Consider the following 19,332-nt stretch of genomic DNA (forward strand, 5'->3'; position numbering starts at 1 on the left):
TTTCGACGTGTCCGACGTCAGCGTCGCCAACGGCACGCTGTCTAATCTGTCGAGCAGTGACGGCGGCAAAACCTGGACCGCGACGCTGACGCCGAGTGCCGACATCATCAACGCCAATAATGCGATCACGCTGAACGTCGCGGGTGTCAGTGACGGTTCGGGCAACGCCGGCAGCGGTACCAGCCAATCGAATGGCTATGCGATCAACACCGTGGCGGTATCGCCTGCGCCGATTGTGCTAGTGCCGGCGGATCCCCAGTTCCTTATTACGCAGCCGGTGGTCCAGGTCGATCAAGCGAGCGTGCCATTGCAACCGATTATCTTCGCCGCGGCCACGGAAAGTCTGGGTTCGCCGTTGACCTTTACCCCGTTGTTTGAACAGCGAGTCATCGGTAATGGCATCCAGCCGCTGGCGGATATTTTCATCGACCGTGGGACGCCGGCGCCGAGTTTCATCGCTCAAGTATTCGGCGGCCGCGATAACACTGGCGATGGTTTCAGCCTCGGTTTTGGCGGTGGCGACGGTGGGGTGTTCGGCACCAGTACGTTGTCGGCCCTGTTCAGTCAGGAAACCGCCGCCGAACAGGATTCGTTGAGCGCTTTCGACAATTTTTCAATCAGGGGCGGGGATGCTTCCCAAGGGCTGCGTGGGGTGTTTGGCGCGCCAAGTCTGGTTCAGCAATTGCAACAGCTTAAAGACACCGAACAACGGCAGGTCAATAGCCTCGCCGCTGCGTTGCAAAAGGTTGGCATCAGCGAAATGCAGGCCTGAAAACATACCTAAATCTGTGCGGCACCCAGGGGCGATCCAAGGATGAAGAGAAGTCAGAAGTTATTCGGTGCCAGTCTGCTGGCGCTGGCGATCAGCGGATGTGCAGTCAAGAGCGAACCGATTGAACGTAGTGTCAGTGAGCAACGCGCCAAAAGCGATCTGCAGACCATGTACTCCGGTCAAGAGCCTCTCAGTGGCCCCCTGACGTTGCACCAGGCCATGGCCCGCGCGGTGAAATACAACCTCGAAGGCCGACTCAAGATCATGGAAGAGGCTTTGGCCAAGCGCCAACTCGATCTGGCCAGTTTCGACATGCTGCCACGCATGGCCCTGGACGCAGGTTATGCCGGGCGTAACAACGTCAGTGCCTCCAGTAGCCAAAGTGTGCGCACCGGCGCGCAATCCCTGGAATCGTCGACCTCCCAGGACCGTGATCGTAACGTCGCTGACTTGACCATGGTCTGGAACGTCCTCGACTTTGGTGTCAGTTACATCAGTGCCAAGCAGCAGGGGGACCAGCGACTGATCGTTCAGGAACGCCGGCGCAAGGTGATCAACACCATTGTCCAGGACGTGCGTTCGGCCTATTGGCGAGCGGTGGCGGCTGAACGCCTGCTCACGCAGATCGACAGCCTGATGGTGCGGGTCGATACCGCGCGCACCAACAGCCAGAGCATGAGCGAGCAACGCATTGGCGATCCGGTCGTGGCGCTGGGTTATCAGCGCTCACTGATCAAGGCAACTCGTCAGTTGCAAGAGCAGCGTCGGGCGCTGTCCCTGGCCAAAACCGAACTGGCAACCCTGATCAACTTGCCAATGGGCACCGATCTGAAATTGGCCACCCCGGACGACTACGCGATTCCGCAGTTGAAGGTCGGCATGGCTAGTTTGGAACAGGAAGCCCTGGCCAGTCGTCCTGAGCTGCGTGAGCAGGATTACCAGACCCGTATCAGCACCGCAGAAACCCGTAAAGCCATGTTGCGGTTATTGCCAGGCCTGGAGTTTTCGGCCGGTGGGCATTACGACAGCAACTCGTTTCTGGTCAACGACAGGTGGGCCGACTACGGGGTGAAGTTGACCTGGAACCTGTTTAACGTGATCTCCGCACCGGCCGCTATCGACGTGGCCAAAGCGGGTGAAGAAGTCGCCAAGGCACGCCGCCAGGCGATGTCCATTGCGGTGCTGGCCCAGCTTTACGTGGCCAACGCGAACTATCAGGAAGCGATGCATCAGTTCCAGACCAACCAGGAATTGTCGAGCATCGACGGGCAGATTCTTGGGCAGTTGCGTAACCGTCATCAAGCGGCGGGTATCGGGGAACTGGATCTGATCCAGGGGGAACTGAACACCTTGCAGGCGGATTTGCGTCGGGACCTGTCCTACGCCGATCTGCGTAACGCTTATGGGCAGATCTTTGCCAGCGCCGGCCTCGACCCGATGCCGGATGAGGTGCAATCGACCCAAGTCCAGTCTATCGCCACAGCGTTGGCCAATCGTGAAGCTGCGTGGGCGTCGGGCAACATTACGGTGCCAGTGTCGCCTCATGCTCAGGCCCAGTAAGCTGCTGCTGCCAAAGTGATGAGCCGGACGGCGTTCTCGTGCTTGCCAGTGACGGTGGATCTGCCGTTGCTGCTGCAGGCACTAGCGGCGATTGCCGAAGACCAGTGACGCGGTCATTTCAACAGCGCCTGCTACACCGGCGACTGGAGCGGTGTGGCGCTGAATTCGGCGACTGATGCATTGACTGATCTGTCGCTGGACGTTGTGTCTGCGCGTCTACTACGTGTTCTCGATTGCCGGCCCAGTGTGTGGCTCGAAATGCTTGAGCACGAGATTTGGGAGGAGTAGAGGCGTTACACCTTGCTTTTTTCCAGCACGCTGTTCAAACCTTCAATCTCTGCACGGGCCAGCGCCCGCTCATCCAGTTTGATGCGGGCCGCCTCTGGCAGGTCGGTGTACTGAATGATGCCGCGCACCACCAGCACACTGACCACATCCTCGAGCACGCGCACCAACTCAAGATCGGAGTTGTTGAGGTTGATCAGGCGTATCCGGACCTCTTCTTTGGCGTCCAACCAGGTCGTCAATTCAGGACTTGCTACCGCCAGATGATCGGTCATGCCCACAAAGGGCTGATACTCGACTCGTAGCAGGCGGCCATGATCATCGCGCTGTACATATACCATAGACTTTCCCCATGACCGCATCAGTGAGCCGCGGCCGGCAACCTAAAAAATACCTCTTTGTCGGCAGCATTATGAAGGATACCAGGATCCCCCCGTCGCCCCCCTCTCGCAGCTTGGTGATCGCGTAGGGGGCGAGCCTCATATTGCTCGATTAAGCAGCGTGCACAGAAGCACCCAGAATGGATAGGCGGGCAGCCCGCACTTTATGAGAGCAGGCTGACGACGGCATAACGGCTGAGATTGGACTGCGCCACTACCGCTTGCGATATCACCGTGTAGCCGGCTGATTTATCTCCATTCAAGCTGAAAACCGTACCGGCAAAACGCTGCGCCCATTGTTTCTCATCCTGACTTTCCTGGCGTGCGAGAAACTCGCGAACATCCGTCTGGCGTTGGCTGATCTGTTCGCGCAGCGTACTGACTCGATCCAGCGCCGATATCACGGAGTCCAGCAACTGACGCAGTTCGCTGACTGTTTTTTGGCCGAGTGTGAGCGGAAGGTCGAGCAGCTCATCGTCCTGGCTGACCAGCGCAGAGGCACTCTTGGCGAACAACTTGTCCTCGCCCTGAACCTTAAGCTGCTCCTTGAGCGGCTGCCATGTCTGCTCCGGGGCGGAGAACTTCAAGGCGCCTTCCTGACTCAGTTCGGCACGAATGCCAACCTGGCCCAGACTGATGTTAAAACGCCGCAGGATCTGTTCATGGCTCATGTCATCATCGAGCACCACTGCCACCGGCTCGGGCAGATGGCGACCGGCGCTGAACAGCAAGGTCTCCTTGCCCGAGCGCTGCACCCTGTCGATCGACTCAAGCCCTTGCCAGTTGAAACGGCTGCGTAAGGGCTCGTTGAGGCGCAGTTTGAAGCTGGCATCCAGCGATTCGCCGGACGCTTTTGCCCGCTGTTCGAGCAGGCTGTTCAACTGCTGTAACGAGTGCGTGACTTTGTCGCGTTCGCCACTGGTTTGAGCGCTACTGAGCTGCCGGCTGAGCGAAAGCTTGAGGGTAGACAGATGCTCCGCCACAGTGCTCAGGTAGCGCTCAGCCGATTGCATGGAAGACAGTTGCTGATTGAGCTGCAGATTAAAGCTCGAGCCTTTATCCAGCAGCCGCTCAACCGGCTGGGCATCAGCGCTGCTTTTTTCCCGGACCCGGCGCCAGGTCAGTGGCGCATCTGACAGCTGTGTTTGAGCACGGGCACGCGTGTCCAGCGTGGTGGTAACAGGTAGCTGTTTATCGATTTTCATGACGCTACCCTCGTAACTTAAAGCAGACCGAACAATGACAGGTCATTGATTTTCAGGTAGGTCTTCTGCGTGGCTTGCAGTGACATTTTGTAGTTGTTGAGGTCGATGCTGGCGCCGGCATAATCTAGCTCGGATAGCTCGCCTTTAATTTTCTGATTGACCAGCGAAACTTCCTCATTGCTGTCGGTTAGCAAGGCCAGGGTGTTTTGCCGACCGCCCAACTCGGTCACGGCACCTAGAACACCGGCGTGGGCCAGGTCCAGTTGCTCAATGGTATCGACCACTTTCTGGCGCACCGCGGGATCACTGCTGTCCAACGTCGGAGACTTGAGAAGCGCCACCAACTCATGCAGCTCGTTGAGCATGTCCATGTTCGGCCCGAAGACTTCCATGGCCGTGACGTTTTCTGCTACCAGCACGCCGTTGGCGACCGCCGCCTGGCGATGCTTATCGTTCCCCGTCATCGTGTAGGTATTGGTCGCTGTGTCGAAGGTCACCGCCGGCACATCATTCTTGGTTCCGGAAAACAGGTAGCGTCCTTCTTCGTCGCGCACATTGGCGAAGCTCAGAATAGTCTTCTCGATGTTCTCCAACTCACCGGCAATGGCTGCCAGGTCCTCACTGGTGTTCGAGCTGGCCGCCCACAACAGCAGGTCACGCACGTTGAGCATCGAGTCGGAAGTAGACTTCAGGTTGGCTTCCTGAGTCGACAAACTGCCGGAAACGTTGGCGATGTTGCTGCGAAACTGTGCCAGGCTCGCTTCTTCGCGCTCCACCCGCAGCACCCGCACACTGGCGATCGGGTCATCGGATGGCAACATCATGCGTTGGCTTGTGGCCATCTGCTGCATCAGCTTACCCAACTGCGCTGAGCTGTTGTTCATCGAGTTGTGCATCAAGGCAGTGGTCTGTGCGTTGGTAATCCGCATGGTATTGGACTCTCGTCGATCTGCTGGTTATCGGGGCGGTGTTCAGAATGACGCGAGCATCTCGTCGAACAATTGATTGGCGGTGCTGATGACCTTCATGTTGGCCTGGTAAGCCTGTTGATAGGTCATCAGATTGACCGCCTCCTCATCCAGGCTCACCGCGCTGACGCTGTCACGCTGTGACTGTGCTTGCTGGGTGACAGCAGAGGCTGACTTAAGGTCTGCCTGATTTTGCCGGCTGGCGCTGGCCACCTGGCCCAGCAATCCAGCGTAGGCGTCATTCAAGGTCACCCGGCTGCCGCCGACATTGATGGTCTGGCCTTTGAGCTGTAACAACGCCAGCAGTACTTCGTTGTTACCGGTTTCACCGGCGGCCGAAGAAAATGCCAGGTCCTCGGGCGCCAGGTCAGTCACGGTCAACATGCCGCTGGTGCTGGAGGCGTTGTAGGTAAACAGGGCACGCCCCGGATTGCCCGCCAGGTCAAAACCCGTAGCCAAGGTGTCGTTAATCATCTTGGCCAACTCACTGGCCATATCATGTAGCGCATCCTGGGATGGCCGCAGGTTGTTGTACTCCACCTCATACAGACCGCCGAAGGCTCCGCCAAAACCGTCTTGTTTCAGCGGGAAGCTGGTGCCGGCAAAGGCCAGGGCCATCTCTTGCTCGCCAGTCACGGTCTTCGTCACCTGCAATTGTCCAGCCGTCGTCCCGGCCACCAGCGGCTGACCATTGGCCAAGGCGACACTGAGTGAACCATCCGGAACTTCGTTGATACGCAGGGACGCATACTGGCTGAGGCTGGTAACCAAGCCTTCGCGATGGTCACGTAATGCGGAGGTATCACCGCCCACCGATTGGGCTTCGACAATTTTCTGGTTGAGCAGGGCAATGTTGGCGGTCAGGCCATTGACCTCGGTGACCATGGCCGAGCGCTGCTCATGCAGGGCATTGATCTGCGCGTCGATGTTGCTGTTGAGACCATTGAAGCGCTGACTGAGGTTTTTACTTTCGCTGATGATCTGCTGGCGCAAGGCAATCGAGCTCGGCGAGGCGCTGGCCTCACTGATCGCAGCAAAAAAGCGATCCAGGCCAACGCTGATGCTCGAGCCTTCCCCGGCCATCAGCCCTTCCAGAGAGGTCAGGTACTGCTGGGAGTTGTTGTAATAGTTCTGCTCAGTGGTGGCACGCCACAACTGCTGGTTCTGAAAGTCATTGGACAAGCGGCGGATGCTGGTGACCTCCACGCCCCCACCGATACTCAGCCCGCCCTGACCGGACAACGAGCCCAGCACGGTATTCAAGCGGCTGAAACCCGGGGTGTTGACGTTGGCAATGTTCTGCCCGGTGGTCGAGATGGCTATTTGGGCCGCCCGTACGCCACTGTAGGCAATCTGGTTGAGGATGCTCATGACTCAATCTCCTTGCGCTCAATCCGAATCACCTGGGCAAAGGCCGCAGAGTGGCTCTGGTGGGGTGTTTGGCCACCCGAATTAGCTGTTCTCTGAGGCAAGGCGACAGAATCGGTAGCCGACTTAAATCCCAGGACCTCGCTCGCAACCGGCTGCTCACCGCCCATGGCGTCCGATGGGGTCTGGCCAACCAGCTGTTTGCTGGCCGCCGAGCCGATAATCAGCCCCTGCTTGGCACTGGCGGCCGCCTCTACCTGCATCTGGGTCGCCGTTGACCAGGGCTGCGTCAGAGGCTGAGCAGGCCGCATCGAAAGTGGTTGCTCAAGCGGCGCGGCCTTGGGGGTCGCAGCGCGCTGAACACCCATGATGTTGTGGGTGTAGTCACGGGTTTCCTGAAACGGGATGCGCTTGATCCAGGCTGTGACGCTGATCTCGCCGGAACGCGGATCGCCATGTTGCTGCAGCCATTCGTCAACCCGGCCCGGCCCGGCGTTGTAAGCGGCAATCGCCAAGGCAGGCTCGCCGTCGTAACGCGACAGCATTTTGTTCAAGTACGCACTGCCCAGTTGCTTGTTGTAGCCCGCATCACGGGTCAGGCGTTCTTCGCTGAACGGTACGCCCAGTTCGGCAGCCATGTCGCGGGCGGTGCCGGGCATCAACTGCATCAGGCCGAGGGCGCCCTTGGACGAGACGGCGTCGACCCGTCCGCTTGACTCATGCTGGATAACCCGGTCGACCAAGGCACTAAAGCCGGCGGTACCACGCTGCCAGGTGCTGTTCAGGCTGTCGATGCCGCGCTGCCAGGTGCCGCGCAACGGCTCGCTCAGACTGGCCGTGCGCGTGGGCAACTCAGCCCCTCGCGCCAGGGCGCCAGCCTGTTCGAGACTCTGGCTTTGCCCAGCATCACCCGACAACTGTTGCACCAGCAGGTTAGCAATGCCGGTCTGCTTCTTGCCGGCGAGGGTTTCGGCAAGGATTTCATCATAGAAATCGCGCATGGTATCCAGCTCGCGGCTGCGCATCGGGTTATCCGCCGCCAACACATCGCTGGCTTTGCGCATTTGCTTGAGGATTTGCTGCAGAAACAACGCCTCGAACTGCTCGGCAGCGGCGGTCAGCTCGGTGCGCTGCGCGGAACCCACACCGTCAGCGGCGCCACGATGGCTGTTAAATTGCTGTGTCAGGGAAACAATACTCATGGACCGGCCTGCGCTTAAATAACGATCAGCTCGGCGCTCAGTGCGCCAGCCTGTTCCAATGATTGAAGGATGCTCATGACATCGTCCGGGGTTGCCCCCAGGCTGTTGACGGTGTTGATGATGCTTTCCAAGCTGGCACCCTCCGGCCACTTGAACATGGCATTGGCCTCCTGCGACACGTTCACGTCGGAGCGCGGCACCACCGCCGTTTGCCCACCCGAGAATGCGCCTGGTTGGCTCACCTGCGGATTTTCGCTGATGGTGACGGTCAAGGTACCGTGGGCCACGGCTGCCGCTTTCACCCGCACACCCTGGCCAACCACCACGGTGCCGGTACGGCTGTTGAACACCACCTTGGGCCGGGTGCGCCCTTCTACGACTTCCACGGCTTCGAGCATTGCCAGAAAGCTAATTCGTTGATTGCTGGAGACCGGGGCGCGCAGTGACACCTTGGTGGCATTCAGTGCGGTCGCGGTGCCGCTGCCGAAACGCGCGTTGACCGCATCCACCACGCGGCTGGCGGTCTGAAAGCTTGGCGTGCGCAAGTTGAGCATGACGTCGTCACGCGTGAGAAAGTCGCTGGGAATCATCCGTTCGACGGTTGCGCCATTGGGAATCCGCCCACCGTTGGCCGTATTGATTGCCACACTGGAGCCGCTGCTGCCCTGCGCATTCAAACCGCCGACCACCAACGCACCCTGGGCAAGGGCATAGGTCTCACCATCGACCCCCAACAGCGGGGTCAGCAGCAACTGGCCACCCCGCAGACTTTTCGCGTCGCCCAACGAAGACACCACGACATCCACGGTTTGCCCGGCGCTGTAGGAGGTCGGCATGGTCGCGGTCACGCTGACTGCGGCCACGTTCTTCAGCTTGGGGTCCATGTTCGGCGGCAAATTGACGCCGAACTGCTTGATCATATTGACCACCGACTGATTGGTGAACTTGACCTGATTCTTGTCACCGCTGCCATCCAGGCCAACCACCAGACCGTAACCGATCAACTGGTTGCCGCGAATCCCTTCAATATCGACCAGGTCCAGCATCGGCACCGCCCCAGCGGGCAGCGTACACGCCACCAGAGCACCGGCGCACAGCACGTTGAAAAATCGACGCATGCCGCTCTCCACTTACAAAGGAAACAACGAGTGAGTGAAAAAGCGTGTCAGCCAACCGGCCGAGTTGCTGTCATTGAGTACGCCGCGACCGGCGTATGAGATACGTGCATTGGCAACATTCTGCGAGGACACCTGGTTGTTGCTGGTGATGTCATCGCGGCGCACCAGCCCCGTCAGGCGGATGAATTCATCGCCCTGGTTGAGACGCAGGGCCTTTTCGCCCTTGACCAGCAAGGTGCCGCCCGGCAGTACCTTGTGTACGGTCACCGCAATCGAGCCGCGCAAGGTGTTTTGCTGGGAGCTTTTCGCCGAGCCTTTGAAGTCCCGTCCGGCGTTGGCCGAGGTCTCCAGGTCAGGGTAGGTATTGCCCAGCACAGTGGGCACGCCGACACCAATGCTCGCGTTCTTGCCAAAGCTGGTGCCAGCGCTCTTGCTCGACTGGGTCGACTCATCCAGCACGATGGTCAGGATATCGCCCACGCGCAGCGCTCGCCGATCACTGAACAACGAACTACTGTAACCGGAACGATAAACCCCTCCGCCGCTGGTCGGCGGCAGATCGTAGCTCAGCTCCAACGGCTCATAGGTGCTGGAGTCCTCGTCGGGGAGCATCTCGTTGAAACTGGCGCAACCGCTCAGCAGCGCCAGTGAAAGCAGCAGAAATAAACTACGCATCAACTGACTCAAACGGTCTGATTGAGGAATTGCAGCATGCCGGACGATGCGTCCAGCACCTTGGCATTGGCCTCGTAGGCACGTTGGATGGCGATCATGTTGACCATGGCTTCGACCACCTGCACGTTGGACCCTTCCAGCACACCTTGCTTGATGACGCCCAGGCCATCTTCACCCGGCACGCCTTCAACCGGCTCGCCACTGGCGACCGTTTCCCGGTACAGGTTGCCGCCCAGCGCTTCAAGGCCGGCCGGGTTGGTGAAATTGGCCAAGGTGATCTGACCCAGCTCGACAGGCACGGTGTCACCCGGCAACACGGCGGTGATGATACCGTCGCTGCCGACGGTGAAGCTGCGGCTGCCGGCCGGCACTTCGATACCCGGCACCAGCGGCAGTCCTTGCGCGTTGACCACTACCCCTTCGGCATTGAGCTGCAACTGGCCGCTTTCGGTGTAATAGGTGTCACCATTGGCCGACTCCACTTGAAAGAAACCACTGCCGATAATCGCCAGATCCATCGGCTGGCCTGTGGTCTGACTGCTGCCTTCGGTAAACACCTTCTGCGTGCCGGCAACACGAACACCACTGCCCAGTTGGATACCCGAAGGCACCGTATTGACCTGATCGGCCTGCGCACCGGGCTGCAACTCGATGGCATAGAACAAGTCCTCAAACACCACACGGTCGCTCTTGAAGCCCGTGGTGTTAACGTTGGCCAGGTTGTTGGCCACGGCCGTCATGGCCTTGTCCTGGGCGGCCAGACCCGTTTTGCTGACCCACAATGCTGAACTCATAACGTGCTCCTCTCTTAGCTGCCGCGAATCATGCGATTACCCGCCTCGGATAAATCCTCGGCAGCCTTCATCATTTTTACCTGGGTCTCGAACAGGCGGTTCAGACTCATGGTCGCCACCAACTGATCAATCGCCGAGACGTTGCTGGTTTCCAGATGCCCGGACACCAGCACCACTTCGTCATTAACGGCAGCAGGCTCGCCAGTCTTGGTCACCAGTAGGCCGCTTTCATTTTTTTGCAACTGCGCCGCGGGTACGTCGACGAGCTTGATCCGACCGACTTCAGCCATGAGGTAATCACCACGCGGCATCACCGAAACCAGACCATCAGAGCCAATATGAAGGCTGTCGTACTCGGGCAGCACAATCGGTCCGTCCTCGCCCAGCACCGGCCGGCCATTGACCGTCAGGTTCAAGTCGGCATCCACCTGCATGTTGCCGTTGCGGGTGTAGACCTCGCCTTCCGGCCCTTGCAGAGCGATCAGGCCCTGGCCCTTGATGGCGAAGTCAAGACTCCGTCCGGTCTCCATCAGCGTTCCGCTGGCCAGGCTGACGCCATTGCCCTGCGCCAGAGCAAGGTGCCGACTGTCGTAGCCATAGCCTTTTACGGCAACGGCCTTGGACTGCTCCAGATCGGCGCGATAGCCCGGCGTATTGGCGTTAGCCAGGTTGTTAGCACGCACCTGCAACGAGGTCATGGTGCGGCTCGCGGCGGTCATCGCCGTGTATCCCAAACGGTCCATGGATTAGCCTCAGATCGCGCCGAACAGAATTTGGGTCATCTCTTTATCGGTCGACAGCACCTTGGTGTTGGCTTGGTAGTTGCGCTGCCCTTCCATCAAGCCCACCAACTGCTGAGTCAAGTCGACGTTGGAGTTCTCCAGCGCACCGGCGCTCAAGGCCCCCAAAGAACCCACACCTGGCGCGCCGATCAAGGCTCCGCCGGACTCGGACGTTTCGCTCCAGGCGGTACCATTTTCGTTCTTCAGGCCACCCGCATTGACGAAACTGGCCAACACCACCTGACCCTGCAGCATGCGCTGGCCGTTGCTGTAGTTGGCGTAGACCATGCCGTCTTTTTCCACCGCCAGCCCTGTCTGTTCGCCGGCGGAATAGCCGGAGGCACGGTTGGTAGTCACCACAAAATCCGAGCCGTACTGGCTGCTGCCGCTGTAGTCGAGTGCGATGGTCATCGGGTCAACCCCGGCACCCAAGCCATAGTTCAACGTCACTGCAGCAATCGGGGTGGCCAGGGCGCCATTGGTGCCGAAGCTCAACTTCTCCGGCCCGCCGACTGCGGCGCCGTCTGAAAAATAGTGGGCGTCCCATTCGTTATCGGCGGTCTTCACGAAGTACTGGGTCAGCGTGTGTTCACGGCCTTGGGAGTCAAACACCTTGGTGGTGTAGGTGGAGTTGAAGGAGTTGGCGTCCTTGGGATCAAACACCGCAACTGCCGGGACTTTTTCATTGGAATCCAGGTTCATCACGAACGATAAAGTGTCACTCGCCTTGGCTGGCAAGTTGGCGCTCTGCAACTTCAGGTCACCGACATTACCCACCTGCAAGTTGCCCGTAGCGCCCACTGGATAGCCCTGCAAGCGCTGGCCGGCGGCGTTAACTATGATGTTGTCCTTGTCCGCGCCGAACACCCCGGCGCGGGTGTAGCTGAGGTCGCCGGTCGTATTACGGGTCACGAAGAAGCCACCGCCGGAGATGGCCAGGTCCAGGCTGCGCCCGGTCGACACCAGCGAGCCACCCTGAGTGATGCTTTGCGTCAGCCCAAGCACTTCCACGCCCATGGCCTGACTGTCGGCATACACACTGCCGAACTCCGTGCGTGACGACTTAAAGCCTGTGGTGCCGACGTTGGCGATGTTATTACTGATGGCGTTCAGTTGTTCGGTCACGGCGCTGAGGCCCGTCAGGGCGATATTGAAACTCATGGTGTATTAACCTTGTGCAAGTCGGAAAAGAGTCAAACGCAATGCGAACTAGAGCAGTCCAGCCAACTGGCCCTGACCAAATTCGGTGATGTTGTAGAACGGCACTGAACCGGCACCTTTAACTTCCAGCACCGGGCCTTCTGCGCTGACCCGGACATGGCTGACCAACCCGGCCACCTCGACAGTCGGGAACTCGCCACTGTCACTGCTGACCTCGACCTTGTACTTGCCGGGTGCCAAGCCCAGGGCTGTCGGGTCCACGTCAAAGGCCAGCGGCCCGGCCGGCTGCGCCCCCAACGACACCTCGGTCTTCACCCCATTACTGTCGGTCAGGGTCATCACTGTCTTGCCGGAGGCGAAGCCCAAGTTGACCTGCCCATGCACCGGCTCGTCCGTCAGTTGCAGGCTTTCCACCTTGACCTTCACTTCCTGGCCAACCAGCCCCGCTGCCGTCAAGGTTTGCAGGTTGTCCATCAACACCAGGTTGCTTTTGCTCAGTTGAGTCATGTTCTCCATGCTCTTGACCTGAGACATGGCCGAGAACTGATTGAGAAACTCGGTGCTGTCGACCGGCTTGGTCGGGTCCTGGTTCTGGATCTGCGCCACCATCAAACTGATGAAGTTGTTCTCCAGTTGCGTGGCGTCACTGACATTGACGTTCTGCTTGACCACCTCATCAATGCCGTAAGGGTTGCCGGTTTTATTCTGGGTATTATTGTTCACCGCACTCATCAGGCTTCTCCTAACTTGAGCAGGCCTTGCTGCATACCTTTGATCCGGTTGAGCACCTCGACACTGGTCTCGAAGCTGCGGCTGGCGGACATCATGTCGGTCATTTCTTCGATCTCATTGATGTTGGCGTAGAACACATAACCGTCACGGTTGGCCAACGGGTTATCCGGCTCATAGCGTCGCTGCGGTTCGCGTCCGGCGGTGACCACGTCCAGCACCTGCACATGCGCGCCGCCCATGCCGACACCACGGGTGAGTTGGTCATTGCCATACACGGCGGCAAACACGGGCTTGCGTGCCGCGTACACATCCTCGGGCCGTGCAGCGGCAGAGTCCGCGTTGGCCAGGTTGCTGGCCACGGTATTCAGGCGCACGGTTTGCGCGTTCATCGAGGAGCCGGCAATGCGGTAAATCGAATCAAATGACATGGCTTAACGTCCCTCGATGGCTTGCTTGAAACCTTGAAATTTCATGTTGAGAAACGTCAGGCTGGTTTGAAAATCCATCGCGTTCTTGGAGAACTCTGCCTGCTCGACACTCAGCTCAACCGTGTTGCCGTCCTGGGAGGCCTGCGTGGCCACCCGGTATTGCAAGTTCGGCGCCGAGGCAAACAGCGCAGTGGCATTGCCAGAGTCCAGGCGCTGCATTTCGGCGGAGAAGTCGATATCCCGCGCCTGGAAACCCGGCGTGTCTTCGTTGGCCAAGTTGGCGGCGAGAATCTCGCTGCGCTGCACACGCAATTCCAGCGCTCGCGCATGAACGCCCAAAGCCTCATCTATCCGTATACTCATAACCCAATACCCTTAACCAAGGTTCAGCATGACTGTGCAAGAGCACAAACCATGCCCAACTTGGCAAGGACTCATACATCATTGATTTAATTGAATTTTATGAGAATAGAAAAGCTCCATGGCACCGCGTCGCTTCCGCTTTTGGCGCGCGCCCGGGAAACAGGCGGAAGCTGTTTTTCCGCGTGCCGGACACTGCTGCTGTGCGCAGGCCTGCTCCCCACTGTTCTCGTGGCCGCCCCCAGCGCAAGCCAGCAAATCGATCAGGCCGTCACCCGGCACTTAACCCAGGTGATTGCAGCCGAGGCGGCGAAGCAGGGCTGGCAAGGCCAGCGCTTTAGCCATGACAGCAGCCCGCTCAATAGCCTTGCGCAATTGCCCGCCTGCAACCACTCCCCGACAGTCAGCGGTGACCGTGGCTCGCCGCTGGCCCGGCAACGCCTGACCATTAGCTGCAACGACCAGCCCGGTTGGAGCACGGTGGTCAGCAGCCAAGTGAGTCTCTTTCTCCCCGTCGTGTTTGCCAACCAAGCGATCGAGCGCGGGCATACCATCAGTGCCGAGCAACTCACCCTGCAAGAGCTCGATATTGGCAAAGCGCCACGCGGCTTCTTCAACCGTATCGACCAAGTGGTTGGCATGGGGGCCAAACGGCGCATTCGCGCCAACCAGGCACTCAGCCCCAACGTGCTGGCCATGCCATTACTGGTGCGGCGCGGGCAACAGGTGAAAATCCTCGCCAGCCACGACGGCATTAGCGCCACCACACTGGGTGAGGCGCTGGAGAGTGGCGGCCAGCAAGCCGTTATCCGCGTAAAGAATCTCAGCAGCGGCAAAACGATCGAAAGCAAAGTGCTGGAAGCTGGCGTGGTCACCAGCACCTTTCGCTAGCCTACCGCCACGGGCCCAGCCAGTGGCTGGGCCCGTGTGCGTGAGCGGCGGCCACCCACAACCGCACATCACGACCACACCCGGCGATAACCGCCTTCCCCCTACTGCCATCCCACCGCGCCAGCCGATTAGCCCGCCCGTTACCGAGTGGTTGCAAAAAATTAATCGAACGCCATTTAAGCGCCGTCAAAAGTCGGTCGCCTTACCCTTTCAGCAGGCAATAACCGCCAGCGTCACTCACGCTCACTTGCACGAAGGATCACTCTCATGGCTCTGTCGATTCATACCAACTACTCCTCGCTGATCACCCAGACCAACCTGGGCAAGACCAACAACGCCCTGGGCACCAACCAGCAGCGTCTGGGCACTGGCCTGCGTATCAACAGCGCCGCTGACGATGCCGCCGGCCTGCAGATCGCTACACGTCTGAACGCCCAGTCCCGTGGTATGGCCGTTGCCATGCGCAACACCAACGATGCCGTGTCGATGCTGCAGACCGCCGAAGGCGCGTTCAGCGAGATGACCGATATCGTCCAGCGCATGAAGGACCTGGCCACTCAGTCCTCCAACGGCACCAACGCCCAGGAAGACCGTGACGCTCTGCAAGCAGAATACGACGAGCTGGGTAAAGAACTCGGCAACATCATGACCAACACCACCTACGCAGGCGCTGCCCTGTTCGGGTTGGACGGCAAAACCGGTACGTTTGGCGCTGCTGCGGTAGATTTCCAGATCGGCGCAACGACCGCTGAAAAACTGTCGATGGACGTTACCGCTGCCTCCGAAGCACTGGGCACTTCCCTTGACGGCTTGTCGGCTAACTACGACGTTGCCGCCGCAGCCACCGGTACTGAAATCGCAAGCGCTGCCGGCGCAAGCACCATGATTGATACCCTGGCGACTGCGCTGGACGATATCGGTGCCCTGCGCGCTCAGTTCGGTGCCAACATCAACCGTCTGAACCACACTGCCAACAACCTGGCCAACATGCGCGACAACACTGAAATGGCCAAGGGCCGTATCATGGATGCCGACTTCGCTTCTGAATCGGCCACCATGACCAAAAACAGCATGCTGGTGCAGTCGGGCATCTCCATGCTCAAGCAAGCCGGCCAAATGCCAGGCATGGTTATGTCCCTGCTGGGCTAAGCCTGGTAGCGTGATCCGGCGCAACTGTTTGCGCCGAACAAAAAACGCCCCCATGGGGCGTTTTTTGTTGCCTGCGAAAAAGCAGGCGCTTTCATATGTTTAACGACTGAGCACTGAAAAAAATACCGGCACAACCCCCCACAGACTGCCGAGACAGAGTGCGCCAGCAGCGGGCAGCCAGAGATGAACAGCTCAGGCGACAATCGCCTACGGGAAAAGTTTTGAACCCTTGTGCTCGAAGTGGAACAAATCTTGCCCATCCATATTATGACGCCAAAATATTGCCACCCTTGGGCCGCCACGGTAATCGTTCCTAACGGACTTACCCCTATTGCTACGAAATACATGAATACAGCAACACACAGTCACGCAGCGGATGGCGGATCGAGCTTCTCCTGTCTGGTTATCAAAACCGGACGCGCTGATTGCCATGCCCACTTCTACCCGTCGCTTTACCAGCTGATGCTGCTCAACGGTGCCCACGAGGAAAAAATCGACCTCGGGTTCTCCGGTAGCCGCCTGTTAGAGCGCCTGCTACAAAACCCGGGAGAAGTGGTGACCCGCGAAGACCTGATGAGCTATGCCTGGGCTGATCGGGTAGTCGGCCAGGGCAGCCTTAACCAACAGATCTACACATTGCGCCAGGTGCTCGGCGACGAGAAAAGTCGCGATATCATCCAAACCCTGCCGCGCCGTGGCTACATGTTCAATCCTAACTACCTGATGATGGGCCAATCCGCCCCCATTGACAGCGACGGTGCTCCAGCCGCGGCACCCGCTGGCCGCACACTCGCGCGGCTGCTAACGAGTAAACGCAGCGTGTTGATTACCCTGGCGATCAGCCTGGCGATGCTGGGCTATTACTACCTGAGCAGCTTGCCGCTCAAAATGGCCACGCAACACGTGAGCGCCGGAAACAGCGACATCATGTACATCCATCAGGATCAACACATGCTAGAACGCCTGATCAAGCAGACGGAAACGCTGCATAAGCGCATCGCAACGCTGAGCCAAAAACCCTATCAACTGATCGTCGGGATGAGCGCAGGCTACTACGAAGTGCTCTGCCTGCAGGCTGATAAAGGTTTCAAATCACTGATGTTCCACCAAAAACAACTGGACATGATCGCTGATGAGCAGCTCCAGGCATGTTTACAATGACTCTTTACCGGCGACTCAAGGCCAGCCGGCGCAGTCTGTTGCTGAGCGGCGGCCTGGCCCTGCTGCTATTGGTCTTGGGGACACTCTGGTTGAACTTTAAGCCCGGCGCCAAACTGGAGGGCCGCTACAGCTCCAGCGGCCAGATGCAACTGCGTAACGGTCACGTCATCGACGTTTCACATAATGTGCGCTTCAGCAACGGCCGCTTTTATGCAATGACTCGCCAAGGAAGCAGCATCCTGGCGAGCAGCGGCAGCATCGAATACGGCTTTTTCGGGCGCTACCGCTTACTCGTCGAAAAGGGTGAGCTGATAGGTCTCACCGAAGAGTCTGACGACGAACAAGTGTTTAACTTGTTATATGGTCGACAAAAGGGTTCGAGCATCAACCTGGTGCCGATCCACGAGTGCTTGTACGGACTGGAAACACGCCAGATTTATTGTGCGGTCAATACTGCAGAATCGCTGTAAAGCCGCTACGGCCAAGCGCCCATTTCCCGTCACGCCCACCGGCACTCAGAGTGCTTGAACAGGGGGCGCTGGAGTGGGCGCTTGCGGGTTCACGTACTCACTGCCCTGCACGGAATAATCCGCCCGCCCGTTGTGCTCACCGAACAACTCACGGTACAGGGATTCAGCCTGGCTGGTCAGCAGGAGGATCTCGATACGGCGATTGGCACCGTGTTGCGGCTCATCTGCACGTAACGGCATGACATCGGCCTGCGCGCTGACCTGCAACACCCCCGCTGCGGGTAAACCCGCGTCAACCATCACATTGCGCGCGCGCAAGGCTCGATCACCCGAGAGGTTCCAGTTGTTGTAGCCGGCCTTGTGCTTATAGGGCGTCGCGTCGGTATGCCCGCTGATGATCAGCTTGTTGTCGACCTTGGCCAGCACCCCGGCCAGCCCGCTCAGCACACGCTGAAAATGCGCGGTCAGCGTGGCGCTGCCACGTTGGAACATGAACCGTTGCTGGTCATCCTTGATTAAGATGCGCAGCCCTTGGGGGACCACCTGCACTTCAAGATTGGTCAGCGCATCGGTTTCCTTGGCCAGTGCATCAAGCAGCGCGACCAACTGCTTCATCTCGGCAGGTGAATTGACGTGCTGCTTGCCGTTCGTCGCTATTGCGCTATCTCGTGTCTGCTCACGCGTCTCGCTGATCGGGCTGTTTTCAACTTCTGGATTGGCCCTCAGGGGCACGCCGTCGAGCTGCGTCGGCACCCGACTGCTGTTATCGAATACTCCGGCACCGCCGTCCACCATCGGATTGGCTAGCCGATCCGCGGAGGTAATCGGACGCTCATCGGTTTTCGGGTTGACGATCCACAGCACCATAAACAACGCCATCATCGCCAGGGTGAAGTCAGCGAAGGCCACCTTCCAGGCACCGCCATGCTCATCATGCGAGCTTTTTTTCGCGCGCCGCCGGATGATCACTTCATGGCCTGTATCGCCGCGCTTTCTCATGCTGCGTCCCTTTCATCCTCATAGCGGTTGACCCAGGTCTCCAGCTGTTTGAAGGCCGGTTTAACGTCCTGTTCAATCAGCTTGCGCCCGGCATCGACCGCCAACAACGTCGGCTTGCCGGCCACGTGGGCGACCAAGGTGGTACGCACACACTCCAGGGCCGACAGCTCGGTTTTCACTCGCTGGGCCATGGCATTGCTCAACGGATCCATCAGGCAGTAGCAAAAGAAAATACCCAGGAAGGTACCGACCAGCGCAGCGGCCACATGTGCACCGATTTCTGCCACCGAACCACCGATGCTGCCCATGGTGATGATGATGCCCATGATCGCCGCCAAAATACCGAAGCCCGGCATGGCCTCGCCGATCTTGTGCAGCGAGCGCGATGGCTGTAGCAACGCGTGCTCCATGGCGTCCAACTCCTGCTCAAGAAAGCCCTCCAACTCATGCGCGCTGATCTTGCCCATGGCCATCAGGCGGAAGTTGTCGGCAATAAAGGCCATCAGGTTCTTTTCTTGCAGGATCAGCGGGTAGCGGCCAAACAGGTCGCTCTGCTCCGGCTCTTCAATATGTGCATCGAGCACCTTGAGGCCACCGGCTTCGACCATTTCCAACAGTTCGTACAGCAGCATCAGCAACTGCCGTTGAAACGCCTCGCCACGGCGCTTCAACACGAACACACCTTTGATTTGCGAACACATTTCCAGCAGCACTTCCTTGGGATTGCCAACAATCAGGCTGCCCAATCCCGCACCGAGGATGATCACCATCTCCGCCGGCTGCCAAAGCACCCGCATATCCCCATTGGCCATGGCGTAACCGCCCAGCACACAGGCCACAATGAACAAGGAACCAATTATCTTCTGCACAAC

21 protein-coding genes and 1 pseudogene are annotated in these 19,332 nt (G+C 58.9%); 7 read left to right on the top strand and 15 right to left on the bottom strand.

Annotated features, from left to right (window positions below; translation table 11 throughout):
* The 3 genes and pseudogenes from BMW74_RS07070 to BMW74_RS25445 all read left to right on the top strand — a co-directional run.
* The coding region (locus tag BMW74_RS07070) for an Ig-like domain-containing protein (RefSeq protein WP_256562539.1) at window positions 1-772 on the top strand (772 nt) is incomplete at its 5' end.
* Window positions 773-814: 42 nt separating this feature from the next.
* Window positions 815-2,332: a TolC family protein gene (locus tag BMW74_RS07075; protein WP_093415619.1), complete on the top strand. Its 1,518-nt coding sequence runs from the start codon at window positions 815-817 to the stop codon at window positions 2,330-2,332.
* Between the two features lie 18 nt (window positions 2,333-2,350).
* Window positions 2,351-2,527 (top strand): annotated as a pseudogene (locus BMW74_RS25445) (aspartyl beta-hydroxylase); the annotation flags it as partial.
* A 98-nt stretch (window positions 2,528-2,625) separates the two neighbouring features.
* On the opposite strand, the gene BMW74_RS07085 reads toward BMW74_RS25445, so the two are convergent.
* From BMW74_RS07085 to flgB, 13 genes are all read right to left on the bottom strand, one after another.
* A complete protein-coding gene (locus tag BMW74_RS07085; protein ID WP_093415621.1) occupies window positions 2,626-2,958 on the bottom strand; it encodes a tryptophan synthase subunit beta in 333 nt (110 codons plus the stop codon).
* 203 nt (window positions 2,959-3,161) lie between these two features.
* Window positions 3,162-4,202, bottom strand: a complete 1,041-nt coding sequence (locus BMW74_RS07090) for a hypothetical protein (protein WP_093415623.1) — start codon at window positions 4,200-4,202, stop codon at window positions 3,162-3,164.
* A gap of 17 nt (window positions 4,203-4,219) precedes the next feature.
* Window positions 4,220-5,131, bottom strand: a complete 912-nt coding sequence (flgL, locus tag BMW74_RS07095) for a flagellar hook-associated protein FlgL (protein WP_093415625.1) — start codon at window positions 5,129-5,131, stop codon at window positions 4,220-4,222.
* Window positions 5,132-5,173: 42 nt separating this feature from the next.
* Entirely contained in the window at window positions 5,174-6,541 is a 1,368-nt protein-coding gene (flgK, locus tag BMW74_RS07100; RefSeq protein ID WP_093415627.1) for a flagellar hook-associated protein FlgK, read from the bottom strand.
* Window positions 6,538-7,740 carry a transglycosylase SLT domain-containing protein gene (locus BMW74_RS07105; protein WP_093415629.1) on the bottom strand — a complete coding sequence of 401 codons (1,203 nt, stop codon included), beginning with the start codon at window positions 7,738-7,740 and terminating at the stop codon, window positions 6,538-6,540. The genes flgK and BMW74_RS07105 overlap by 4 nt, the downstream gene beginning before the upstream one ends.
* Before the next feature lie 14 nt (window positions 7,741-7,754).
* A complete protein-coding gene (locus BMW74_RS07110) occupies window positions 7,755-8,858 on the bottom strand; it encodes a flagellar basal body P-ring protein FlgI (protein WP_093415631.1) in 1,104 nt (367 codons plus the stop codon).
* A gap of 12 nt (window positions 8,859-8,870) precedes the next feature.
* A complete protein-coding gene (gene flgH, locus BMW74_RS07115) occupies window positions 8,871-9,533 on the bottom strand; it encodes a flagellar basal body L-ring protein FlgH (RefSeq protein ID WP_175479162.1) in 663 nt (220 codons plus the stop codon).
* A gap of 8 nt (window positions 9,534-9,541) precedes the next feature.
* Window positions 9,542-10,327: a flagellar basal-body rod protein FlgG gene (gene flgG, locus BMW74_RS07120; RefSeq protein WP_093415633.1), complete on the bottom strand. Its 786-nt coding sequence runs from the start codon at window positions 10,325-10,327 to the stop codon at window positions 9,542-9,544.
* Window positions 10,328-10,341: 14 nt separating this feature from the next.
* On the bottom strand, window positions 10,342-11,070 hold the full coding sequence (locus tag BMW74_RS07125; protein ID WP_093415635.1) for a flagellar basal body rod protein FlgF: 729 nt from the start codon (window positions 11,068-11,070) through the stop codon (window positions 10,342-10,344).
* A 9-nt stretch (window positions 11,071-11,079) separates the two neighbouring features.
* Window positions 11,080-12,270 carry a flagellar hook protein FlgE gene (gene flgE / locus BMW74_RS07130; protein ID WP_093415637.1) on the bottom strand — a complete coding sequence of 397 codons (1,191 nt, stop codon included), beginning with the start codon at window positions 12,268-12,270 and terminating at the stop codon, window positions 11,080-11,082.
* Between the two features lie 48 nt (window positions 12,271-12,318).
* The gene (gene flgD, locus BMW74_RS07135; protein ID WP_093415639.1) at window positions 12,319-13,002 is read right to left on the bottom strand and encodes a flagellar hook assembly protein FlgD; all 684 of its coding nucleotides are present in this window, start codon (window positions 13,000-13,002) and stop codon (window positions 12,319-12,321) included.
* Window positions 13,002-13,430 (bottom strand): flagellar basal body rod protein FlgC, encoded by a 429-nt coding sequence (gene flgC, locus BMW74_RS07140; protein ID WP_093415641.1) that lies wholly within the window; start codon window positions 13,428-13,430, stop codon window positions 13,002-13,004. Before flgC ends, flgD begins: the two co-directional genes overlap by 1 nt.
* 3 nt (window positions 13,431-13,433) lie before the next feature.
* Entirely contained in the window at window positions 13,434-13,793 is a 360-nt protein-coding gene (gene flgB, locus BMW74_RS07145; RefSeq protein WP_093415643.1) for a flagellar basal body rod protein FlgB, read from the bottom strand.
* 99 nt (window positions 13,794-13,892) lie between these two features.
* Between flgB and flgA the strand changes: the two genes are divergently transcribed.
* The 4 genes from flgA to BMW74_RS07165 all read left to right on the top strand — a co-directional run bounded on the left by flgA (window position 13,893) and on the right by BMW74_RS07165 (window position 17,461).
* Window positions 13,893-14,681, top strand: a complete 789-nt coding sequence (gene flgA / locus BMW74_RS07150) for a flagellar basal body P-ring formation chaperone FlgA (RefSeq protein WP_093415646.1) — start codon at window positions 13,893-13,895, stop codon at window positions 14,679-14,681.
* A 267-nt stretch (window positions 14,682-14,948) separates the two neighbouring features.
* Window positions 14,949-15,830 (top strand): lateral flagellin LafA, encoded by an 882-nt coding sequence (gene lafA / locus BMW74_RS07155; protein WP_093415648.1) that lies wholly within the window; start codon window positions 14,949-14,951, stop codon window positions 15,828-15,830.
* Window positions 15,831-16,082: 252 nt separating this feature from the next.
* Window positions 16,083-16,991 (top strand): winged helix-turn-helix domain-containing protein, encoded by a 909-nt coding sequence (locus tag BMW74_RS07160; RefSeq protein WP_256562540.1) that lies wholly within the window; start codon window positions 16,083-16,085, stop codon window positions 16,989-16,991.
* On the top strand, window positions 16,988-17,461 hold the full coding sequence (locus tag BMW74_RS07165; protein WP_093415654.1) for a hypothetical protein: 474 nt from the start codon (window positions 16,988-16,990) through the stop codon (window positions 17,459-17,461). Before BMW74_RS07160 ends, BMW74_RS07165 begins: the two co-directional genes overlap by 4 nt.
* Before the next feature lie 45 nt (window positions 17,462-17,506).
* On the opposite strand, the gene BMW74_RS07170 is transcribed toward BMW74_RS07165, so the two are convergent.
* A complete protein-coding gene (locus BMW74_RS07170) occupies window positions 17,507-18,460 on the bottom strand; it encodes an OmpA family protein (protein WP_093415657.1) in 954 nt (317 codons plus the stop codon).
* A complete protein-coding gene (gene motA, locus BMW74_RS07175) occupies window positions 18,457-19,329 on the bottom strand; it encodes a flagellar motor stator protein MotA (protein WP_093415660.1) in 873 nt (290 codons plus the stop codon). The genes BMW74_RS07170 and motA overlap by 4 nt, the downstream gene beginning before the upstream one ends.
* Between the last annotated feature and the right edge of the window lie 3 nt (window positions 19,330-19,332).

Origin of the sequence: Pseudomonas sp. ok272 (assembly GCF_900109995.1) — a bacterium.
Taxonomy (GTDB): Bacteria; Pseudomonadota; Gammaproteobacteria; order Pseudomonadales; family Pseudomonadaceae; genus Aquipseudomonas.

Bases quoted from the DNA above. Each gene is read 5' to 3' on its own strand.
- BMW74_RS07075 (WP_093415619.1), top strand. From the start codon at position 815: ATGAAGAGAAGTCAGAAGTTATTCGGTGCCAGTCTGCTGGCGCTGGCG.
- BMW74_RS07085 (WP_093415621.1), bottom strand. From the start codon at position 2,958: ATGGTATATGTACAGCGCGATGATCATGGCCGCCTGCTACGAGTCGAG.
- BMW74_RS07090 (WP_093415623.1), bottom strand. From the start codon at position 4,202: ATGAAAATCGATAAACAGCTACCTGTTACCACCACGCTGGACACGCGT.
- flgL (WP_093415625.1), bottom strand. From the start codon at position 5,131: ATGCGGATTACCAACGCACAGACCACTGCCTTGATGCACAACTCGATG.
- flgK (WP_093415627.1), bottom strand. From the start codon at position 6,541: ATGAGCATCCTCAACCAGATTGCCTACAGTGGCGTACGGGCGGCCCAA.
- BMW74_RS07105 (WP_093415629.1), bottom strand. From the start codon at position 7,740: ATGAGTATTGTTTCCCTGACACAGCAATTTAACAGCCATCGTGGCGCC.
- BMW74_RS07110 (WP_093415631.1), bottom strand. From the start codon at position 8,858: ATGCGTCGATTTTTCAACGTGCTGTGCGCCGGTGCTCTGGTGGCGTGT.
- flgH (WP_175479162.1), bottom strand. From the start codon at position 9,533: ATGCGTAGTTTATTTCTGCTGCTTTCACTGGCGCTGCTGAGCGGTTGC.
- flgG (WP_093415633.1), bottom strand. From the start codon at position 10,327: ATGAGTTCAGCATTGTGGGTCAGCAAAACGGGTCTGGCCGCCCAGGAC.
- BMW74_RS07125 (WP_093415635.1), bottom strand. From the start codon at position 11,070: ATGGACCGTTTGGGATACACGGCGATGACCGCCGCGAGCCGCACCATG.
- flgE (WP_093415637.1), bottom strand. From the start codon at position 12,270: ATGAGTTTCAATATCGCCCTGACGGGCCTCAGCGCCGTGACCGAACAA.
- flgD (WP_093415639.1), bottom strand. From the start codon at position 13,002: ATGAGTGCGGTGAACAATAATACCCAGAATAAAACCGGCAACCCTTAC.
- flgC (WP_093415641.1), bottom strand. From the start codon at position 13,430: ATGTCATTTGATTCGATTTACCGCATTGCCGGCTCCTCGATGAACGCG.
- flgB (WP_093415643.1), bottom strand. From the start codon at position 13,793: ATGAGTATACGGATAGATGAGGCTTTGGGCGTTCATGCGCGAGCGCTG.
- flgA (WP_093415646.1), top strand. From the start codon at position 13,893: ATGAGAATAGAAAAGCTCCATGGCACCGCGTCGCTTCCGCTTTTGGCG.
- lafA (WP_093415648.1), top strand. From the start codon at position 14,949: ATGGCTCTGTCGATTCATACCAACTACTCCTCGCTGATCACCCAGACC.
- BMW74_RS07165 (WP_093415654.1), top strand. From the start codon at position 16,988: ATGACTCTTTACCGGCGACTCAAGGCCAGCCGGCGCAGTCTGTTGCTG.
- BMW74_RS07170 (WP_093415657.1), bottom strand. From the start codon at position 18,460: ATGAGAAAGCGCGGCGATACAGGCCATGAAGTGATCATCCGGCGGCGC.